18 protein-coding genes and 1 other RNA gene are annotated in these 20816 nt (G+C 37.5%); 2 read left to right on the top strand and 17 right to left on the bottom strand.

What is annotated here, in order from left to right; translation table 11 throughout:
• Positions 1 to 6: 6 nt before the first annotated feature.
• The 6 genes from rnpB to C1N55_RS08415 form a co-directional block, all read right to left on the bottom strand.
• An RNA gene (rnpB, locus tag C1N55_RS08440) (RNase P RNA component class B) lies at positions 7 to 390 on the bottom strand.
• A gap of 122 nt (positions 391 to 512) precedes the next feature.
• The gene (gene gpsB / locus C1N55_RS08435) at positions 513 to 812 is read right to left on the bottom strand and encodes a cell division regulator GpsB (RefSeq protein ID WP_137728411.1); all 300 of its coding nucleotides are present in this window, start codon (positions 810 to 812) and stop codon (positions 513 to 515) included.
• Between the two features lie 198 nt (positions 813 to 1010).
• On the bottom strand, positions 1011 to 2276 hold the full coding sequence (locus tag C1N55_RS08430; RefSeq protein ID WP_137728410.1) for a ribonuclease H-like domain-containing protein: 1266 nt from the start codon (positions 2274 to 2276) through the stop codon (positions 1011 to 1013).
• 6 nt (positions 2277 to 2282) lie between these two features.
• The gene (locus C1N55_RS08425; protein ID WP_137728409.1) at positions 2283 to 4559 is read right to left on the bottom strand and encodes a DEAD/DEAH box helicase; all 2277 of its coding nucleotides are present in this window, start codon (positions 4557 to 4559) and stop codon (positions 2283 to 2285) included.
• Positions 4549 to 4917 (bottom strand): YppE family protein, encoded by a 369-nt coding sequence (locus C1N55_RS08420; protein WP_137728408.1) that lies wholly within the window; start codon positions 4915 to 4917, stop codon positions 4549 to 4551. The genes C1N55_RS08425 and C1N55_RS08420 overlap by 11 nt, the downstream gene beginning before the upstream one ends.
• A 21-nt stretch (positions 4918 to 4938) precedes the next feature.
• Positions 4939 to 5166 carry a hypothetical protein gene (locus tag C1N55_RS08415; RefSeq protein ID WP_137728407.1) on the bottom strand — a complete coding sequence of 76 codons (228 nt, stop codon included), beginning with the start codon at positions 5164 to 5166 and terminating at the stop codon, positions 4939 to 4941.
• 149 nt (positions 5167 to 5315) lie between these two features.
• On the opposite strand from C1N55_RS08415, the gene recU reads away from it, so the two are divergent.
• Together recU and C1N55_RS08405 are read left to right on the top strand one after the other, a co-directional pair.
• Positions 5316 to 5930: a Holliday junction resolvase RecU gene (recU, locus tag C1N55_RS08410; RefSeq protein WP_137728406.1), complete on the top strand. Its 615-nt coding sequence runs from the start codon at positions 5316 to 5318 to the stop codon at positions 5928 to 5930.
• A 26-nt stretch (positions 5931 to 5956) separates the two neighbouring features.
• Positions 5957 to 8596, top strand: coding sequence for a PBP1A family penicillin-binding protein (locus tag C1N55_RS08405; RefSeq protein WP_137728405.1), 2640 nt, complete (start codon positions 5957 to 5959; stop codon positions 8594 to 8596).
• 1196 nt (positions 8597 to 9792) lie between these two features.
• On the opposite strand, the gene C1N55_RS20875 is transcribed toward C1N55_RS08405, so the two are convergent.
• From C1N55_RS20875 to panB, 11 genes are all read right to left on the bottom strand, one after another.
• Positions 9793 to 9915 carry a hypothetical protein gene (locus C1N55_RS20875; protein WP_255502511.1) on the bottom strand — a complete coding sequence of 41 codons (123 nt, stop codon included), beginning with the start codon at positions 9913 to 9915 and terminating at the stop codon, positions 9793 to 9795.
• A gap of 291 nt (positions 9916 to 10206) precedes the next feature.
• Positions 10207 to 10557, bottom strand: coding sequence for a YpoC family protein (locus C1N55_RS08400; protein WP_137728404.1), 351 nt, complete (start codon positions 10555 to 10557; stop codon positions 10207 to 10209).
• A complete protein-coding gene (gene nth / locus C1N55_RS08395; protein WP_137728403.1) occupies positions 10554 to 11213 on the bottom strand; it encodes an endonuclease III in 660 nt (219 codons plus the stop codon). Before nth ends, C1N55_RS08400 begins: the two co-directional genes overlap by 4 nt.
• 11 nt (positions 11214 to 11224) lie before the next feature.
• A complete protein-coding gene (locus C1N55_RS08390) occupies positions 11225 to 11944 on the bottom strand; it encodes a DnaD domain-containing protein (RefSeq protein ID WP_137728402.1) in 720 nt (239 codons plus the stop codon).
• A 176-nt stretch (positions 11945 to 12120) separates the two neighbouring features.
• On the bottom strand, positions 12121 to 13416 hold the full coding sequence (gene asnS, locus C1N55_RS08385; RefSeq protein ID WP_137728401.1) for an asparagine--tRNA ligase: 1296 nt from the start codon (positions 13414 to 13416) through the stop codon (positions 12121 to 12123).
• A 199-nt stretch (positions 13417 to 13615) separates the two neighbouring features.
• Complete coding sequence (locus C1N55_RS08380; RefSeq protein WP_137728400.1) at positions 13616 to 14809, bottom strand: pyridoxal phosphate-dependent aminotransferase; 1194 nt, start codon at positions 14807 to 14809, stop codon at positions 13616 to 13618.
• A gap of 15 nt (positions 14810 to 14824) precedes the next feature.
• Complete coding sequence (locus tag C1N55_RS08375; protein ID WP_137728399.1) at positions 14825 to 15310, bottom strand: cell wall elongation regulator TseB-like domain-containing protein; 486 nt, start codon at positions 15308 to 15310, stop codon at positions 14825 to 14827.
• Positions 15311 to 15337: 27 nt separating this feature from the next.
• Positions 15338 to 18154 carry an ATP-dependent DNA helicase DinG gene (gene dinG / locus C1N55_RS08370; protein WP_137728398.1) on the bottom strand — a complete coding sequence of 939 codons (2817 nt, stop codon included), beginning with the start codon at positions 18152 to 18154 and terminating at the stop codon, positions 15338 to 15340.
• A 526-nt stretch (positions 18155 to 18680) separates the two neighbouring features.
• Positions 18681 to 19064: an aspartate 1-decarboxylase gene (gene panD, locus C1N55_RS08365; protein WP_137728397.1), complete on the bottom strand. Its 384-nt coding sequence runs from the start codon at positions 19062 to 19064 to the stop codon at positions 18681 to 18683.
• Positions 19057 to 19920 carry a pantoate--beta-alanine ligase gene (panC, locus tag C1N55_RS08360; RefSeq protein WP_137728396.1) on the bottom strand — a complete coding sequence of 288 codons (864 nt, stop codon included), beginning with the start codon at positions 19918 to 19920 and terminating at the stop codon, positions 19057 to 19059. The genes panD and panC overlap by 8 nt, the downstream gene beginning before the upstream one ends.
• Positions 19917 to 20753, bottom strand: a complete 837-nt coding sequence (panB, locus tag C1N55_RS08355) for a 3-methyl-2-oxobutanoate hydroxymethyltransferase (RefSeq protein ID WP_137730590.1) — start codon at positions 20751 to 20753, stop codon at positions 19917 to 19919. The genes panC and panB overlap by 4 nt, the downstream gene beginning before the upstream one ends.
• Positions 20754 to 20816 lie beyond the last annotated feature (63 nt).

Raw genomic sequence — 20816 nt, 5'->3', positions numbered from 1 at the left:
TAGAAATTCATAAGCCATGTTTTGTTCCCGGGTACTCAAACGGCGACAAGCCTCGTACGAATCGGGTAGTAATCATCTATCTACGAGAAGCAGCTCCTCGTCCCTCCATCCGTTCAATTCCTTTTGGAGAGTGCCCCTACCATAATTTGGGTTTCTCACTCGTGGGGTTTACCTCGTTCCACCTTTATTGTTTCCAATAAAGCTCCGTCACTGTGGCACTTTCAGGAAGTGTCAACCATATCGAAAACGACTTAGGTTTTCCTTCCGCCGTCAAGGCTATCGCCTTGCCTTACCTTATTTTTTCAGTAAGCACGAACACTACGGTCATCTCAGAGCCGTGTGAGCATGGACTTTCCTCTACAATATAAATTGCAGCGATTACTCGAATTTGACTATGATAGATATTACTATACTAAAAAATCATCAAAATAACAACATTTTATTATAATTTGGCATAAATTCGATATATTTTTAATAACGCTTATACTATTAGCGCCTTATGACATCTTTACTTATTCGAATAATTTACTACCAAAAACATGTTTCTCTAAATTTGAAAGACGTTTTAAAATATCAAAATTAGTATTTCCCGCAGCTGGAGGAGAGACTTGTGGTCTTCTTGCTGTATTATTTTCAATTTCTTCTTTTAAACGCTTATTTTCAGCACGTAATTCTTCGACAGTTTTTTCAAATGCATCATAATCTTCCATAATTTGATCTAAAAATTGATCTACTTGGTCAACACTGTAACCTTTCATCGCCTTTTTAAATTCTTTTTCTAATATGATTTTTGAATTTAATTTAATATCCATTCACATCGCCCTTCCATCCCATACAGTACATAAACTAATTATATCATATGAATGTTGCAAAAGGGATTGAAAGTAACTATTTCGAAAATAATCTTTACTTCCTTTGACTAAAATCGACACAAATGCTATACGATGTCAAATTATGCGCTTACCCGGGAAATTATATTTTTAATTTTCAAAAATTTCCCGAAATCATAATTAGGAGGAAGTTATATTATTTTTCATCAGCTTCACTTCAATCCTTCGAAGTCTTTTTAACCAATTACCCTGTAGCTTTAAAGCCTGTTCCTTCTTCATAAATAAATGATTATCTATAATCTTTAAACCTTCGTTTGTAAGATGTAATGCTTTCTCGTAGTTTTTAAATTGGTGTTCATAAATAATAGCAAGTTGCTCTAATGCCTTTAGTTTCTCTCTATTTTCGATAAATAATAAGGCTTTTTCAAAAGAATTTACCGCTTCATCATAAAATCCGTTTCTTTTTTGTTGAAGTGCCAAATAGTAATGGGCTAACCCAGCATTTTCGCCGTCATAATTATTTGTGACAGTTGTTAATACTTGTTCACTTTGATCAGTATCTTTTAAATCTCCAAACCATTTCCCTATGTTGGTATAGGTAGTAGCTGATTCGTTCAGTTCACGCTCAAGCAATAGATTGGTAGAGTGGATATAGAGAGTTACTAAGGATAATAAATCCCATTCATTATGATGCAAAACCTTCATTAAAGCATCTGCATTTCCACTTCTAATAGCATCAGTATAGATGATGGGTGCCAAAAATCCTGGTATATCTCCCTGTCGTGTAAACCCGAGCTTTTCTTCTTCTACCTTTGTGAGTTTCATTCTTTCCAAATTATTTTTCCATATTCGCTTTGAGCTATGTAATAAATCAATTTGTTTTTGGGAACGCAATTTCGGCAAAAATTGTTGATTCAATGTCCATCTTGTTTCTAATTGCGGCCAATCAAAACTTTTCCCATTATAAGTAACAAGTGTTTTCGATTGTTTCCAAAATTTCGATTCGAATAAAAAGGCTGCTTCATTTGCAGGATCCGCCAATACATATTGTGTTAAAACAAATTGATCATCCAAAGCATCTAATAAGCCTATTAAGAAGATATTAGTACCTACACCTTTTAAACCTGTTGTTTCAGTATCGAAAAAAACAATCGATTCATCAAAATTCATTGCATATGGGTGTGAAATGGATGTTTGTTGCCATTTCTCAATCGCATCATACAATTGCCCTAATTGATAGGACCCATGCTGAAAATCAAGTGGATAAATTACTTCTCGTTTAAATAAAACGCCAAAATCATTCTCTGCTAATGTTAAACCTGCATCTTCCCATTCTTTAATATAGAACGGTTTCTCTGGTCGTTGAAAAGTAGGCTTTTCTTTTGGTTGCTCTATCTTTTTGCCAAGCTTCTGTTTTAATTGCAGCATTTTATTTTCATATGACATGGGAAATCACCCTATTTCATTCATTAAGATTGAAAGTACTTTAAGCACTTTTGCTTTGCTTTCATTTAAGCTATCCTGTGCTCCAATACAGGATGGACAACCACTCTTGCATGGACAATTTTGTACATGCCCGATTGTTTCTTCTAAAATCGGTCCCAAAATATCATAGACTCTCTCAGCTAATCCAATACCACCAGGGTAACTATCGTAAATAAATAATGTTGGTTTATCATTATGTGTTGATTTTACTTGCGGAACTACCGATAAATCACTTCTATCACATTGAATATATAACGGTATAAATGATCCAATTGCATACGCAGCCCCTGTTAATGCATCGGTTAACATCTCCTCTGACCAATTTTCAGGTAAGTTAAAGGACATCCACGTAGCATTTGTATGCATTTCAAGGGGTGGAATATGAATTTTTCCTGAGCCAATATTTTCATGAGTCTGGAAACGAATTTTCTTAAAGATAGTCGGAATGGCCAAAATGCTTATATCTCCATAGCTTACCATTGCAGAATTGAATGCTGCACTTTTATCTTCATTTAAAATTTTTAATTCTACCGCTAAATTTGCATCTGTAAAATAGTCAACATCCACTTCTCGTACATACGCTTTTTTCTCTTCCCAATCTAACATTTCAACTTGAAATTGCGTCCCTTGGTGGAGATATATCGCCTCTTCATGTAAGAGTGTCATGGCACTATAGGTATCCATTTCACCGATGACTTTCGTGCCAGCTGGAATCGTTTGGTCAATAATAACAACATTCTCCTGTGAAGCAGAACGCAAACTAACTTCATGTGCAGGGAAGCGTTCATTCATCCAATACCAAGTTGAACTCGTCTTGACTAATACACCTTCATCTTGTAAAAACTCAAGTAGTTCCTGCACTTCGAATTCCCCATATGTGTCTGTCATGGAAAAAGGCAATTCAAAGGCCGCACATTTTAAGTGATCCATCAGAATCAGAATATTTTCTGGATTGATCAATGCTTCTTCTGGTGAACTTCCTAAAAGATATGTAGGGTGATTCACGACATATTGATCTAGTGCTGTTGAGTTTGCTACATAGATAATTAGTGCCGAGTCCTGTCTTCTTCCTGCTCGCCCAGCCTGTTGCCATGCACTTGCAATATTGCCAGGGTAACCAGTCATTATACAAGCTTGCAATTGTCCTATATCAACACCTAATTCTAGAGCGTTTGTACTGACAACAACTTGTATTGTGCCGTCACGCAGTCCTTTTTCAATCTTGCGACGCTCAGTGGGCAGATAACCGCCTCTGTATCCTCGAATTGATTCATCTTGAATTTTATTTTTAGTAAGGCTTTTTAAATAGGTAACTAACATTTCAACTCGTACGCGAGATTTCGCAAATACAATAGTTTGTATTCCTGCTTCAAATAATCGGGTTGCTAAATCACGAACTTCTAGTACACTGCTTCTCCTTACACCGAAAGTTGGATGCACAATTGGCGGGTTATAAAAAAGAAAGGTCTTTTTACCAACAGGAGCACCCGAATTTGCAATCAGCTGATGCTTTGTATTCGTCAGTTTTTCAGCTAGCTCTTTCGGATTTTTAATCGTAGCCGATGTACAAATAAAAATCGGATCACTTCCATAAAAAGCACAAATTCTTTTTAAACGACGAATAACATGTGAAACATGACTTCCAAAAACTCCTTTATATGTATGCAATTCATCAATTACGATATATTTCAAGTTTTCAAAGAGAGAGACCCACTTTGTATGATGGGGTAAAATCCCTGAATGGAGCATATCAGGATTTGTCATCACAATGTGTCCTGCTTTTCTGATTTTTTGTCGAATGGCGGGAGCAGTATCTCCATCATAGGTATAGCTTAAAATTTCTTCTTCCATATCTTCTATTAACTCATTTATATCCGATTTCTGATCTTGAGCAAGGGCCTTTGTAGGGAATAAGTAAATTGCTCTACTTGACTTGTCTTCTAGAATCTGCTGAAGTATAGGCAAATGATAGCAAAGTGATTTTCCTGAAGCGGTTGGCGTTACGGCAGTAAAAGATTTACCTCCTACTGCATAATCAAATGCTTCGCGTTGATGTGTATAAAGCTGCCCAATCCCTCTTTTTTCAAGTGCTTTTTGGATGGAGGGATGTAGCCGATTTGGAAAAGCAGCATATTGTGCTGGTCTTGGTTCTAAAGTTTGCCAATGCAATATATTCTGCTTGAGCTCTTCGTCAAATCGCCATTCCGAAAGTAAATCATCAATGGAACGTTTTTTACTGAACATCCTGATCACTCTCCTCTAAATATCTTAAGAAGAAAGATAATGTGTAGTGGACAGATTGTACAGATTGTACAAAACGTTTCTTACTCGTTTCTTTATAAAAGGATTGAACGACAAACTGATTCATTGCATCAACGACATTGTCAATTTGTGATCTGTGCATATATTTTGGATTATTTTCTTGAATCCAGTTTATGGCATGTTGCTGCCAATCTATTAAAACGGACTGATAGAAATCCGCATGTGGTTTAACTTCTTCAAAAAACTGAGGTATTGCGTCAAGTTCACGCTGTTTAAAAAAGCGACTAATTGACGCATCACACTCATTTAATAATTGCTTTGTAAGTTCTATTAGCTGCATTTTAGTACCCTCTTAAAATTTTTATATTTCTTCTTTTAAGTGTACCAAAATCTTATTATTAACACTAGTATTAGGGGAACAGGCATTCTTTACATGAAACTGCTTTTCTGCTAAGCTTACTTTTTGATAAGTAGTTCCTAATTGAGAGAAAATCTGGTTGTGAATTTGAGCCCTTTCATTCTCAATTTTCGCAGTCATGATATGATCGATACACTCAAGTTGTGAAATAAGCATTTGAATTCGTTGCATGGTCATTCCTCCTTTAGGAAGTAGTATTCATTAGAGTTATTCAAATCCCTTTCCACTTGTCAAAACTAGACATAGGTTGCTAAAACAAGAAGATTTTCGATATGTTTTTTGTTAAAAAGGGTATCATTTTAAGAAGGAGTGTTTTTTCGATGTTTCATTATCCAAATGGCAAACCGTACAAGCCTAGTGAGCCTACAAAAACGAAAACTATTTCGAAAAAGGAAGGTTTCTCCTTTAGTAATCGAGGGAAAACGCTAGAAGATGAAATTAACGAAACAAATACTTACTACTTAAATCAACAAATTGCAATTATCCATAAGAAACCTGTTCCGGTGCAAATCGTCAAAGTAGAGTATCCATCACGAAGTGCAGCAGTTATTCGTGAAGCATACTTCCGAACACCCTCGACAACCGATTACAACGGTGTTTGGAATGGATATTATATTGACTTTGAAGCAAAGGAAACAGAAAGTAAAACTTCCTTCCCATTGAAAAATGTCCATCCACATCAAGTTAACCATATGAAAGAAGTGACAAATCAAAAAGGAATTGCTTTTACAATCATTAAGTTTACGACTTTGGATCGTTATTTCTTTGTCCCATTTACCGTTTTACACGAAGCTTGGATTGCAATGGAAAATGGTGGTAGAAAATCTATTCCAATTAGCGTATTTGAATCAAAAACAATTGAAATCCAACCCGGTTACAATCCAAGGATTGACTACCTGACCGCAATAAAAAATATGATAACAAATGAAAAATAATTGTTTGTTAAAGTGAGGAGATTATTTTGGCAGAAAAACGTCGGACTCGCGAGGAATTAAAGCGCGAGCGTGAATTACAAAAGAAAAAGCATAAAAAACCAGTTGGTACATGGATAAAACGGATAGTTTTAACCATTGTTATTATAGGCATCGCCGGATTAATAGGTGGCGCGGGACTATTCGCTGTTTATGCAAGCTCAGCACCAGAACTAGATGAAGAATTATTAAAAGATCCTATCTCTTCTGAGTTCTATGATAAAAATGGCGAGGTTTTTGCAACAATTGGTGCAGAAAGTCGAAAATATGTAAATTATGAAGACATACCAGAGGAAATGGTAGATGCGATACTTGCAACGGAAGATGTTCGTTTCTTCGACCATTTCGGTATTGATATTTGGCGATTAGGCAGTGCAGTTATTGCAAACGTTACACAGGGCTTCGGTTCCCAAGGTGCAAGTACGATCACTCAACAGGTAGTGAAAAACTCATTTTTAAGTAACGATAAAAAGTTAAAACGTAAAGCACAGGAAGCTTGGCTAGCAATTCAACTTGAAAGACAATATGAAAAAGAAGAAATATTCGAAATGTATTTCAACAAAATTCTCATGTCAGGTCGAATTTACGGATTTGGGACTGCTTCTGAATACTTCTTTGGTAAAGAACCAAGCGAATTAGAGCTCGATGAAATGGCATTGTTGGCTGGGATTCCACAAAGTCCTAATAGATACAATCCATATAAAAACCCAGAACGTGCTCAACAACGTAGAGACCTCGTTCTTGATTTAATGGTACAGCATAAAAAGATTACGGAAGAAGAAGCTGCTGCTGCAAAAGAGATTGATGTAACTTCTCGACTTCTTGCTGAGGAGGACCGTAAAACTGTCGCTGGTACTAAATATGATGCATTTTTAGATGTTGTTTTAAGTGAGCTCGAAGAAAACGGCGATGGAGAAGCACTTGCAGAAGGGATCAAAGTTTATACAACACTTGATCCTAATGCTCAAACTGCTGTTGAAGATATCATGAACAACCCAGAAAACTTCCCGACTGAGGACATCCAAGCTGGTGTTTCTGTTGTGGACACAAAAACAGGCGAAATTTTAGCAATTGGTGGCGGTAGAAATTATGGGGCTGACCGCGGCTTCAACTTTGCCCATGATTTAACAACACGTTCACCGGGTTCAACGATTAAACCATTACTAGATTATGGTCCAGCAATTGAAAATTTAAAATGGTCTACTGGTGAAACGACTGTAGATGAAAAAATGACGTATTCCAATTCAAAGCAAGTGATTACCAACTTCGATAATAAATATTTAGGTACGATGACAGTTCGTGAAGCACTTTATCAATCACGAAACGTCCCAGCAGTAAAAACACTTCAAGAAGTGGGTACTGAAAATGCAGAGGAATTTATTAACAAACTTGGAATCGAAACAGAAAATGTGTATGAATCAGATGCTATCGGTGGCGGTGACATCACTATGAGCCCTATCGAAATGGCAGCAGCCTATGCTGCATTCGGTAACAAAGGGATTTATAGTGACCCTACGGCGATAAAAGAAGTCGTTTATCGAGATGATACTAAAAAGTCATACAAATCTAAGCAAGAAGTTGCTATGAGCGACTATACAGCTTATATGGTAACTGATATATTGCGTGATGTTGTAAGTTCAAAACAAGGCGCTTCAGGGACTGCTGCTGCGGTTTCAGGTCTAGATATCGCTGGTAAAACTGGTACAACAAACTATGATTCAAAGGAATTCGATCAGTATGACCTACCAGATAGTAGTGTTCCTGATTCATGGTTCGCAGGGTATACAACGAATTATTCAATAGCCATTTGGGGTGGTTATTCAAAACGTTCTGAACCAATCACGACATGGGATGAACGACGCTTACCACAACGCTTATTCAAATCGATTATGTCTGAGATATCTGCTGATGTTGAGACAGAGGACTTTAAGAGACCAAGTTCTGTTGTAGAAGCAACAATTGAAGTTGGAACTAGTCCACTTCAGTTAGCAAGTGATTATACACCATCTGAATTACGTCAAACAGAACTATTCGTTAAAGGGACAGAACCAACTCAGGTTTCAGAAGAATTTGAGCAATTGGAATTAAATGCCCCTACAAACTTAAAAGCAAATTACAGCGTTGACGGAAGTCTTGTAGACTTAACTTGGGATTATAATCCTCCAAGTGAAGAAGACGATGAAAAAGATCTGGATATTACATTCGAAGTAACCATGGCAGTGGATAACGAAAAACCAGTTGCTGTAACAACAACTCCAGATACGAAAGCAACTATCTCTAATTTAGAAGCTGGCCGTAATTATACGTTCTCTGTAGTTGCCGTTTCAAAAGATGTCCGAAGCGAACCGGCTTCCGTCTCGATTTATATCGAAAATGCCATTGAAGAACCAGAAGTTGATTCTCCAGAAGATCCTGAAAATGGTGATGGTGATGACAATGAAAATGGTAATAACGGGAATGGCAATGGCAATGGAAACAATGGCAACGGCAATAATGGAAATGGTAACGGTAACGGCAATGGTAATAATAACGGAGAAAATGAGGATTTTGAAGATTGGTTTGGCCCTGGTGAAGATGGTGAAGTAGAAACGCCTACCGAACCAACAGATCCGACTGAAACAACTGAATAAGAATAGGTGGAAACTCCCCTTCTTTTTGACTGGAATGTCGATAGCGATGAAAAATTTTATTTTCATCGCTATTTTTTTATGACTTTGAGGAGAAGAATTTGTGTACTGTGGGTACTAAGACGAATCCTATCTTAAGATTATCTGATTCTTCGGGAAACTTCAGGGGTGAATTCTGCTTGAACTATCTTGTTAGGGCTTGCTTTGGGACACTTGACTGAAGATTGCGGATTGAACAGTCTATTCGAGCCTGTTTCGGGACTCTTTACTAGAGATGGCTGCTCGAACTGTCTCATTCGAGCTTGCTTTCGGAACACTTTGCTGGCAATTGTTACTTAAACAGTAGCTTGTTAGAGGTTGTGAAAATTTTATGAAATGCATTTCAGAGCAAAGAGCTACCACTATGTACTTCATCTCCTTTATGGAGACCTTTATCTATGAAAATCCCCGTTCTGAAGTGTCTCCTTCACCTTATGATGGACTTTACCGATGAACATCCCCAGCCTAAAGTGCTTCATCTCCTTCATGATGACCTTTTCCCATGAAAATTCCCAAACTAAAGTGCTTCCTTCACCTTATGTTGGACTTTACCGATGAACATCCCCAGCCTAAAGTGCTTCATCTCCTTCAGGATGACCTTTTCCAATAAGATTCCCCAAACTGAAGTGTTTCATCTCCTTCATGATGACCTTTTCCAATGAGATTCCCCAAACTGAAGTGCTTCATTCACCTTATGATGGACTTTACCAATCAACATCCCCAGCCTAAAGTGCTTCATCTCCTTCATGATGACCTTTTCCAATGAGATTCCTCAAGCTGAAGTGTTTCATCTCCTTCATGACGACCTTTTCCAATTAGAATCCTCAAGCTGAAGTGTTTCATCTCCTTCATGATGACCTTTTCCAATGAGAATCCCCAAGCTGAAGTGCTTCATTCACCTTATGATGGACTTTACCGATGAACATCCCCAGCCTAAAGTGCTTCATCTCCTTCATGAAGACCTTTTCCAATGAGATTCCTCAAGCTGAAGTGCTTCATCTCCTTCATGATGACTTTTTCCAATGAGAATCACCAAGCTGAAGTGCTTCATTCACCTTATGATGGACTTTACCGATGAACATCCCCAGCCTAAAGTGCTTCATCTCCTTCATGATGACCTTTTCCAATGAGAATACCCAAGCTGAAGTACTTCATCTCCTTCATGATGACCTTTTCCAATGAGAATCCCCAAGCTGAAGTGCTTCATCTCCTTCATGATGACCTTTTCCAATGAGAATCCCCAAGCTGAAGTGCTTCATCTCCTTCATGATGACCTTTTCCAATGAGAATCCCCAGCCTAAAGTGCTTCATCTCCTTCATGAATACCTTTACCAATGAAAATCCACAACCTAAAAACCCCATCTCCCTTATGAAGGCCTATACGGACACCTACTTCAATCCAAAACTACTTCATCTTCCACAAGAAGGTAATTCTTATTCGTGCTATCTTCTCTCCCCTCCAAAAGTGGACTCGATCGACTGCACTACTTTGCCACCACTCCCCCATACCTGCCCACATAAAATAACCCAAAAGCATTACACTAATGCTTTTGGGTTACTCCATATATTTTTATCTAAGATTTAATGCGTAAGCGGGCTAATCTTTTCTTTAATTCTTTGAATAGTTCATCCAGCTGTCGGAAACAGGCGTATTGGCCCGGTCGGACTTTGATAAATTGTAGACGTTCCATCCCATTTATTGGGAGGACTTCATACTCTTCAGCTTCAATTATAGATGCTGAGGATGTTTCTGAGCAATGTAAAATACAACTCTCATATAGCTGGATGCCTTTTTCCATTAAAGGTTTCGCTTCCCCATTTCTCTGATCATGTGCTTGATGGATTAGGCTGCTAAGTGCATTCCATTGTTCAAAATAAGGATCAACCAATTCTTTTACAATGGTTTGATGATTTACCTTAATCATTGCTTCACCAATCCTTTTTTCAAACGTTTTTGCCCTTCCCTGCAACCATCAAGCAACGGACAAATATGACATTGGGGATTTTGCGCTTTACAATGATAGCGACCAAAAAAGATCAGCTGGTGATGCGTTTTCGACCAATTCTCTTTTGGCGTTTTTTTCATAATAGTTTCTTCCACTTCTAAAACCGTGTCCTTAAGTCTACACAAACCTAAACGTTTGGAAACGCGTTCTACATGGGTATCCACTGCAAGTGCAGGGATATCAAAGGCGACGGATAATACAACATTTGCCGTTTTCCGTCCAACACCTGGTAACGTGACAAGCTGTTCACGGCTCTGAGGAACTTCACCATTAAATTCAGTTAATAATTTCTCGCATAAGAGTTGTATATTTTTTGCTTTATTACGGTAAAGGCCTATTGACCGAATATCGTTTTGTAATTCCTCTAATGGAACAGCCAAATAATCCTCTGGCGATTTATATTTTTGAAATAAAGTTTTCGTTACTTTATTGACAAGTACATCGGTACATTGTGCTGATAATAGTGTTGCAATTGTTAACTCAAACGGGTTATCGTGAACAAGCTCGCAATGTGCATCCGGGAACATTCTGTCCATTACTTCCAAGCAATGCTCCCACTGTTTTTTCGTAAGCATCGTTACACCCCCTATTCTCTTTCCTCTAACCAATTGTAAAAGGATACTTTTTTCGTATTCTCTGTTGCAGTAGTAACTTTCGGCTGCACAGAAGTTGTTTTGCTATGAAATTGCTCCGTATGTTTTTCGACTTGTTTTACAGATGTTATATTTTTCTTCTTCCACTCAAATAAAATCCGGTCGATATAGCGTAAGGATATCTTACCAGCAAGTACTGCTTCTTTAAGGGCTGCTTTTATAATGGCAGGGGAATGATGATCTGTATCAATCCACATCGAAATCGTCTCTATTTCCATTGGGGACAAGAGTCGGCCAAACTCTTGCTCAAATATCGTAAAAATTTCGCCCTCTTCATTTTTCTCAGCCTCCACTTCTTGCTGCATTGAGGAAGCCTCGATATAATCAAGAATCCTTTCCCATAATGGGTAGACTGAATATTTCTCATAGACAATCCCATTTCCGTCGATTCCCTGAGTAATTTCTAATAATCCCTTTTGCAATAGCCTTTGTAGCTTTAAGCTAATTTCATTCTCACTAGAATAGATTCTTTTCGCAAGATCACTAGGTGTTGGGAAATCATTTTGCTCTGAATGAAATGCCAATAAATGCAATAATAGAAGTGCTTCATCATCTGCTATTTTTAACGCTTTATAATGTTGAAAAAACAACTTAGGAATCGATAAATTTCCCTGTTCAATCCATATATGGAGTCGTTGATATTTCTTATTCATATTAAGGACTCCTTTCTTTATTAAAAACTCTAGGTATGTTTTGGTCGCCTATTTCTGATGATTTAAACTTAGAGCCATTTCTGAAGCCTGCTATTATACTAAGGAAAGCGCCCGTACAAAACGAGCGCTTTAACTTTAATCTAATGGAATTTGATTTACTTAACCATCGTTTCTACTTATGGGTATAAACGATTCAATAGCCTTGGGAATGGAATACTTTCACGAACGTGTTCTGCCCCACTAATCCAGGCAACAGTACGTTCCAATCCTAAACCAAATCCTGAGTGAGGTACCGAGCCTTGTTTACGCAGATCCAAATACCAAGCATAAGCTGATTCATCTAAATTGTGCTCAGCTATACGTTGCTTTAATAACTCGTAATCATGAATACGCTCAGAACCACCGATGATTTCTCCGTAGCCTTCCGGTGCTATTAAGTCTGCACATAAAACTACATCATCGCGTTCTGGATGTGGCTGCATGTAGAATGGCTTGATGCCTACAGGATAGCATGTGATAAATACAGGTTTATCGTAATGCTCTGCAATCGCTGTTTCATGTGGTGAACCGAAATCGTCACCCCACTGAATATCATCAAACCCTTTTTCATGTAAGAATTTAATCGCATCATCATAAGAGATACGAGGGAATGGTGCTTGAATATTTTCTAATTTGGAAGTATCTCGTCCAAGTCTTTCAAGTTCAATCTTACAGTTTTTCAATACAGATTGAACTACGTAAGCCACGTATTGTTCTTGCACTTCTAGGTTCTCTTCAAATTCCACGAAAGCCATCTCTGGTTCAATCATCCAAAACTCAATTAAATGGCGACGTGTTTTTGACTTTTCTGCACGGAATGTTGGGCCAAAAGAAAATACTTTTCCTAAAGCCATTGCCGCTGCTTCCATATATAGTTGTCCAGATTGAGAAAGATATGCATCTTCATCAAAGTATTTTGTATGGAAAAGCTCTGAAGTTCCTTCAGGAGCTGAGCCTGTTAGAATCGGCGGGTCAATTTTAACAAATCCATTATTATTGAAAAATTCGTATGTTGCACGAATTACTTCATTACGAACCTTCATAATTGCATGCTGTTTACGAGATCGCAACCATAAATGACGGTTGTCCATTAAAAACTCTACACCATGCTCTTTCGGTGTAATTGGATAATCTACTGCTGCATGTAAAACTTCAATACCAGTAATAGCTAGCTCACAGCCAAAGCTTGAACGTGTATCTTCTTTTACAACACCTGTAACGTACATAGATGTCTCTTGAGTTAAACCTTTTGCAGTAGCAAATAGTTCTTCCCCTACTTCTTCTTTTACAATTACACCTTGCACAAAACCTGATCCATCACGTAATTGTAGGAAGGCAATTTTACCACTTGAACGTTTGTTTGCTAACCAAACGCCTAATTTTACAGTTTCGCCAATTGCGCCTGGCATGTCTTGAATCATGATTTTTTTCATAGTTGTTCCTCCATTAGAAAACTTGGCTGATCGAAAAGCCAAAGCGTTAGCCTTTGTTGCACTTATACGGATAGGAAACCATTATGCTTTCCTATCCGTCAATAAACGAATCTTGTTGAATTTCACTCACTCTTAGATGAAAGCCAGAATGTAGACTAGACCTAATGACTTGCCTGCATTCCGATAAGGTTAACAAAAATTAGTCTTGCCATTTTGTTTTTACGAAATTATCCATGCGACGAACCGCTTCTTCCAGGTTCTCCAAAGAAGTAGCATAGCTTAAACGGATAGTAGAAGGTAGTCCAAAGCCCGAGCCCGGTACTACCGCAACATTTGCTTCAGTTAGAAGGGCTGTTACGAATTCATCTACAGAAGCGTACCCAGTTTTTAGCGCTGCTTCTGATACATCTGGCAATAAATAAAATGCACCTTGAGGTTTAATAACGTTAAATCCAGGGATTGCATTTAATTTTGGATAGATTGTTTCTAATCGAGATTCAAAAGCCGATCTCATTTCTTCTACAGAATCTTGTGATCCATTATAAGCTTCGATTGTAGCATATTGAGATGTAGTTGTTGGATTGGATGTTGAATGTGAAGCAAGGTCTGTCATCGATTCAATAATCTCTTTATTGCCTGCTGCATAACCAATACGCCATCCAGTCATTGAATGTGATTTTGCTACACCATTTATTAAGATTGTACGTGCTTTCACTTCTTCAGAAATTGATGCAACAGAAAAATGTTCTAATCCATTGTATAGAAGTTTTTCATAAATTTCATCCGATACGATTAAAATATCCTTTTCTACCGCAACTTCTGCTAAAGACATTAACTCTTCTCGAGAGTAGACCATACCAGAAGGATTACTTGGTGAATTAATAATGACTGCCTTTGTTTTTGGCGTCACTGCATCTCGTAATTGATCCGCTGTAATTTTGAAGTTTTGCTCACTTGTACTTTCAACGTATACTGGTACACCACCAGCCAGTTTTACTTGTTCAGGATATGAAACCCAATAAGGGATTGGAATAATCACTTCATCCCCTTCATTTAGAATGACTTGGAATAAAGTATATAGTACGTGTTTTGCACCAATTCCCACGAGAATTTCGTTTGGCTTGTATTCGAGACTGTTGTCACGAGCCAATTTATCAATAATCGCTTTCTTTAAAGCAGGCAGTCCTCCAGCTGGAGTATATTTTGTATGCCCTTGATACATCGATTCAGCCGCAGCCTCAAGAATGTTTTTTGGTGTATTAAAATCTGGCTCCCCTGCTCCTAAACCAATCACATCAATACCATTTTCTTTTAACTCTTTTGCTTTTGCAGTAATGGCTAAAGTTGCTGATGGTGTTAATGTTTTTACACGATTGGCTAATAATTCTCTCATGAATGATCTACTCCTCTACAAGTTTAAAATACGTTTCCACCATTGTCCGTCCTCAAAAATTATATAGACATAGTTGAGTTTTTCTTCTCCGTTTGTATAGGTAATTTCCCAAACGGGACCAACTTCTTCCTCATAGCCTAATTTTGTATGAAGAATTTCTTCTACTTCAACTTCATTATTTAAAACCGACAATGCTTGTTCCTTAGTAATACCGTCTTGCAAAAACACTTCCTGTATCGAATCTTCTTCTAAACTGATAGGAACAAATATTGCTTTTTCATTACCGTCCTCATCTTCCCCGAAAACAGTAACGTACGGTTTATTACCATTGTAAACATATGAGTCCGATACAACTGCCAATGAATTCGTTGATAGCGCTAGTTCTTCTGCCTTTTTTTCAATTTCATTGAATGGTTTGTCGGAATTCCAAATTACGAGTACAGAAATGACAAGTGCCAAAGAAACAATAAAAATGGAAATGAAAATTATCCAGTTCTTCATCGAATCACCTTCATCTGTGCTGCCTTTTTATATGTCATGATTGTCAACCTGCTTTCTTTCCTCATCCTTACTATTATACCAATGTTCTATCTCTAAGACCATATCTTGTAGAGGGAGTTTAGTGAAAGAAATTTGCGGTATTGCACGTAAAAATTCTACGCCATACGATTTTGTTTCAATTCGTCGATCTAATACAACAAAAACCCCTTTATCCTCCGAGGATCTAATCAGCCTACCAAAGCCCTGTTTAAATCTTAATATCGCCTCTGGTAGAGAAAGCTCAGAGAAGGCATTCTTGCCTTGTTGCTGTAAAACTGTCGATTTTGCTTTAAAAGAAGGTTCGTCCGGTGCTGAAAATGGCAACCGTACGACTACTACAGATGATAATCCGTCACCTGGAACATCTACCCCTTCCCAGAAACTATTCGTTCCAAACAGAACAGAGTGGCTGAACTTTTGAAAGGATTTTAATAATCGCATCCGACTTCCATTTGTGACACCTTGTGCAAAAATCATATAGTCATCCAGAAGTTCACTTTCTTGAATTAATTCAACGGTCTTTCTTAACATGTCCAGTGAGGTAAATAAAACAAAACATCTACCCTCAGTTGAACGCACAATTTGTGTAATCGAAAGTGCAACCGATTCAATATAATCAGACTGTGAAACAGCTTGTATCTCTGGCATATCATTCACGATATATGCTTTAGCACCTTTATAATATTGTTTTGGTGCTTGTAAAATTTTTAATGGTACATCTTTATTGATGCCTAATTGCTTGGCGATAAACCGTTCGTTGTTAGGTACAGCTAAAGTTCCCGAAGTCCAGATAACTGCGCTCTTTTGTCGTATAGGATGAAAGAGCTGTTCAATTGTAGAAGAAATGCTTATTGGTTTCTTTAAGACACGTATACTACCTGGAATATTTCTACGGTCTATTTCAATCCAAGTCGTATATTCTTCATCTGTTTTCAAAAAGATTTCATCCCATTCGCTTGCCTTCATCTTATACTCACGAATCCAATAATCCCATTGTTCTAGAACTAATTTATGTTCTGGGGCAATCTGTTCAATATCCCTTTTGAAAAGCGTAGACACTTGCTCTGCCAAGTCAATCCAGTGCTGCATTGCTTTAGAAAAATCTAAAATATACTCCCGATTCAAGGATAACTCATGGATAAATTCTATTCGTTTGAGATTGGACTTTGGATTCTTTGAAAAGACTTTCATTTGCACAACAATGTCCTGCATGGTTTTATCGAACAATTCGACCAATCGAATAAATATTTTTTCTAATTGATGGAATATCTTAAGAGGGACTCTTTGTTTTTTTACTGCGATTTTTTGAAACGAAGAAAATAATTCCTGGTCGGTTGATAATCCAATTCTTCCAAAAATATATTTCCAATTAGTAAAAGTAAATATAGCTTGATCATGTTGTTCGGCAGCTTGAACAAATTGATGGGCTTCATCGATAATCCAGCCGCCAATCTCATCAAATATCGGCTCGTGACGAACCAAATCTGCAAGTAACATCGAGTGATTCGTTATAATGAGATCTGCCTCTACACTCTCCTTAATCGCACGATCATAGTAATCGAAGGCCTGCTTTTGTTGGATACTTTCTCCATTTTTTCGTATTTTATCAACAAACAATTGTCCTCCACCTGAACAATTAAGCTCTGATAGATCGCCTGTTTCAGTTTTGGATAACCAAACTAGTACTTGTAAAACTGTTAAGGTTTCATCATAGGATAATTCCTGACTTTTCATCAACTGTTCAAAAAGGATTACATCCACATAGTTTTTCTTGCCTTTTAACAAAGTTACATTGATTGGTCGGCCCATAATCTTTTCTACCTTTGGAACTTCATTAGTTAACAGTTGTTCAAGTAAGTTTGTTGTATACGTACTAATACATACTTTACGGTTACTCTGTATGGCATAGAGGATGGATGGCATTAAATAGCCAATTGTTTTTCCAATCCCTGTTGAAGCTTCAATCATTATCTCAGATTTACTTTTCAAGTTTTCCCAAATGATATCCATCATTTCGAATTGCCCCTGCCGCACTTCGAAATGAGGCAATGCTTGTTTAAACAGCCCTACCTTTTCGGATGTAGTATGCGGATACACTAGCGTATCTTGTACAACCTTTTCGATTTTCATAGGCTTCTTTAATGCAAGTTTATTGTAATAAACATAGTCATCTTCTTTGGCAACCTTATTTCGCTTAATTTGTAAGGCTTCAAAAAAAAGTTGTGAAATATTCGATTTTAAACGAAAGGATTTTTTATGCATTTGCTCCAAAGTAACTTGTGGCAATGCAAGTAGCTCTTTCCAGCATTCCTTTAATAATAGGGCACATGCCAAAGCATCATCATCTGCGCGATGAGCATTATTTAGAGGAATATTTAAATCAGCCGCCAAATCTCCTAATTTATAGCTTATTGAAGAAGGAAATAAAATCTTTGACAATTCGACAGTATCAATTTTTTTCCCACTCCAATTCGGTAAGCCGACTCGCTTAAATTCACCCTGTAAAAAAGATAAGTCAAAATCCGTATTATGTGCTACAAAAACTGCATCCTGTAATAATTCATATATATAATCTGCATGTGCCTCAAATGGTAGTGCATCTTGTACATCAGTATCTGTAATGTTCGTTAAATCCTGTATAAAGAGCGGGATTGATTTCCCAGGATGAATGAATGATGTAAAAGTCTTCTTAATACACCAATCCTCCATGATGACAATTGCAATCTGAATCATTCGGTCTCCGTTCGCTTGGGAATGACCAGTCGTTTCAATATCAACAATTGCATATTTCTGACTTTCCACCATTTTTCTCAACTCACAATTTAAATTTATTATCAATAAGATTACGTAACTGTATTTTTTAATATCGCAATCAAAACTCTCTAACCAGATAAGCGAATTTTATCATACCTACAGTCAATCGGTCATCTTAACTCTTACGAGAAAATAAAAAAAACCAAAAGTCACAGGGGACTTTTGGGAAATTGGAATTGAATTTATTTTTTATGTAGAAAATCAGTCATCTGTAAAACATAAAAGCATAGATTAACGAACTATATAGTGCCATACCACATATGCTTACAAATACTTAAAATTTAAAAACTATTGTGTGCTTGTGCCGGCCTCTTACTTAATGTATTTGAGTCTTTATATGTACAAACTAAAAAGAGCAGGGGCTCATCTCCCTGCTCATAAAAACAAAGTACTCCGACAAATCCGTGTCGTAATGAGTACTTTGGTTGTAAAGTATAAACTTTACATAGGTTTGGCACCTAGAAACTATTCTATAACAAGTTTCCTAGAAACTCAAGTGGAAAATATTTCTCTATAATTATTTAATCGTAGCCTCAGGTTCATAAGAAATCATTTCTTTGATCGTATTATTTTCACCCATAATTGCGACTGTAGGTTTATGAACTTTTGCTTCATCATTTGAAACGTATACGTAAGAGATGATTATGACAATATCCCCTTTTTGAACAAGTCTTGCTGCCGCTCCGTTGACACAAATGACTCCGCTTCCGCGTTCACCTGCAATAATGTACGTTTCAAAGCGTGCACCATTATTATTATTTACAACATGCACCTTTTCATTTGGCAACATCCCGACTGCATCTAAAATATCTTCATCTATTGTAATAGACCCTACATAGTTTAAATCAGCCTGCGTCACTTGTGCACGATGGATTTTACTGTTCATCATCATTCTAAACATTTGCTGTTTCCCCTTTTAAAGAAAAAATAATATTATCAATCAATCTTGTTTTTCCAATATAAACTGCTGTTGCCAATAAAAAATGTTCTGTTTGTTCTGATACTACTTTTAAATCTGGATAAGATAAAAGCTCTAGATAGTCGATTTTCCCAAAGGTCTCATTTGTAATATGCCGTGTACCAAGCTCAATGGCTCTATTTGCATTGCCATTTAATAAAAACTCTTTTTTCGCTAGAATAAGCCCTTTATAGATAGATGGAGCAACAGCACGTTCTTTTTCTGTTAAATAAATATTGCGTGAAGACTTCGCTAACCCATCAGTTTCACGTACTATTGGAAGCGTTTTGATGTCTAACGGAAAATTGTAATCTCTCACCATTGTTTGTATTATAGCCACTTGCTGAGCATCCTTTTGACCGAAATATGCTCGGGTTGGTTCCACAATATGAAACAGCTTTGCCACAACTTGAAGGACGCCATCAAAATGACCCGGTCTTGAAGCACCACATAAAATTTCAGATTGTCTACCTGCTCTTATTGAAACCCCACCATTTTCTGGGTACATCTCTTCAACACTTGGAGCAAATATGATATCTACACCAACTGATTCAGCCAATCGAGTATCACGGTCCAGGTCACGTGGATAAGATTCAAAGTCTTCATTGGGTCCGAACTGTGTAGGGTTCACAAAAATACTCATCACAACAAGATCATTCTCTTCCCGTGCTTTTGTTGCCAAGGCCAGGTGCCCTTCATGTAAGTAGCCCATTGTTGGAACCAGGCCAATAGATTCCCCTTCTTTTTTTGTCTCATGGACAATTGATTTTAACTGGGCAATTGTGTTTATAATCTTCATTTCTCGACGCCCCCATAAATTTGCGTCAGTTCTTCATCCTTCATGGTAAAGCTATGCTTCAATGTCGGAAAAGAACCACTTTTCACAGCTTCAGCATACTTTTTAATGCCACGTTCAACCTCTTCACCAACAAATGAGAAGCTTTCCACAAACTTTGGAATGTGATGACTCCCATATCTCAATAAATCGTGATAAACAAGAACCTGCCCGTCAGCAGCCCCTGCACCAATTCCTATTGTCGGGATGCTTAGTTCTTTTGAAACCGCTTCCGTAAGCTGATGTGGAATGCATTCTAAGACGACCGCAAAAGCACCTGCTGCTTCACATTCCTTTGCATCTTGAATTAACTTCATAGCCTGCTCAGCAGTTTTTCCTTGAACTTTATAACCACCTAAAACATTCGCTTGTTGTGGTTGTAAGCCTAAATGAGCAACAACCGGAATTCCGGCATTTGTAAGCTTTGCAATTGTTTTTACTACTTCACCGGCACCTTCAATTTTTAAAGCGGTTGCACCAGTTTCCTGCATCATTCTTACTGCAGTTTTTAATGTTTCATTTTCGTCGCCATGATATGAACCAAAAGGCATATCAACTACTACAAATGTATCCTTCGCTCCACGTCGAACAGCCTTGGCATGGTGAATCATATCTTCAACTGTAACAGGTATTGTTGAATCATAACCGAGGACTACCATTCCCAGTGAATCCCCAACTAAAATCATATCGACTCCAGCTTCTTCAGAGAATTTTGCAGCAGGGTAGTCATAGGCTGTAATCATGACTATTTTTTCCCCTTGCACCTTCATTTTCAAGAAATCACTCGTACTTTTCATCATTTTCTCCTCCTTTTTTAAGAAGAAAACATGAGAAGAACATATTATCGAAAAATCAGCGAT

Source organism: Lysinibacillus sp. SGAir0095 (genome assembly GCF_005491425.1).
GTDB lineage: Bacteria > Bacillota > Bacilli > Bacillales_A > Planococcaceae > Ureibacillus.
Note: the sequence above shows the minus strand (reverse complement) of the source record. Positions and strands in the feature narration are given on the sequence as shown.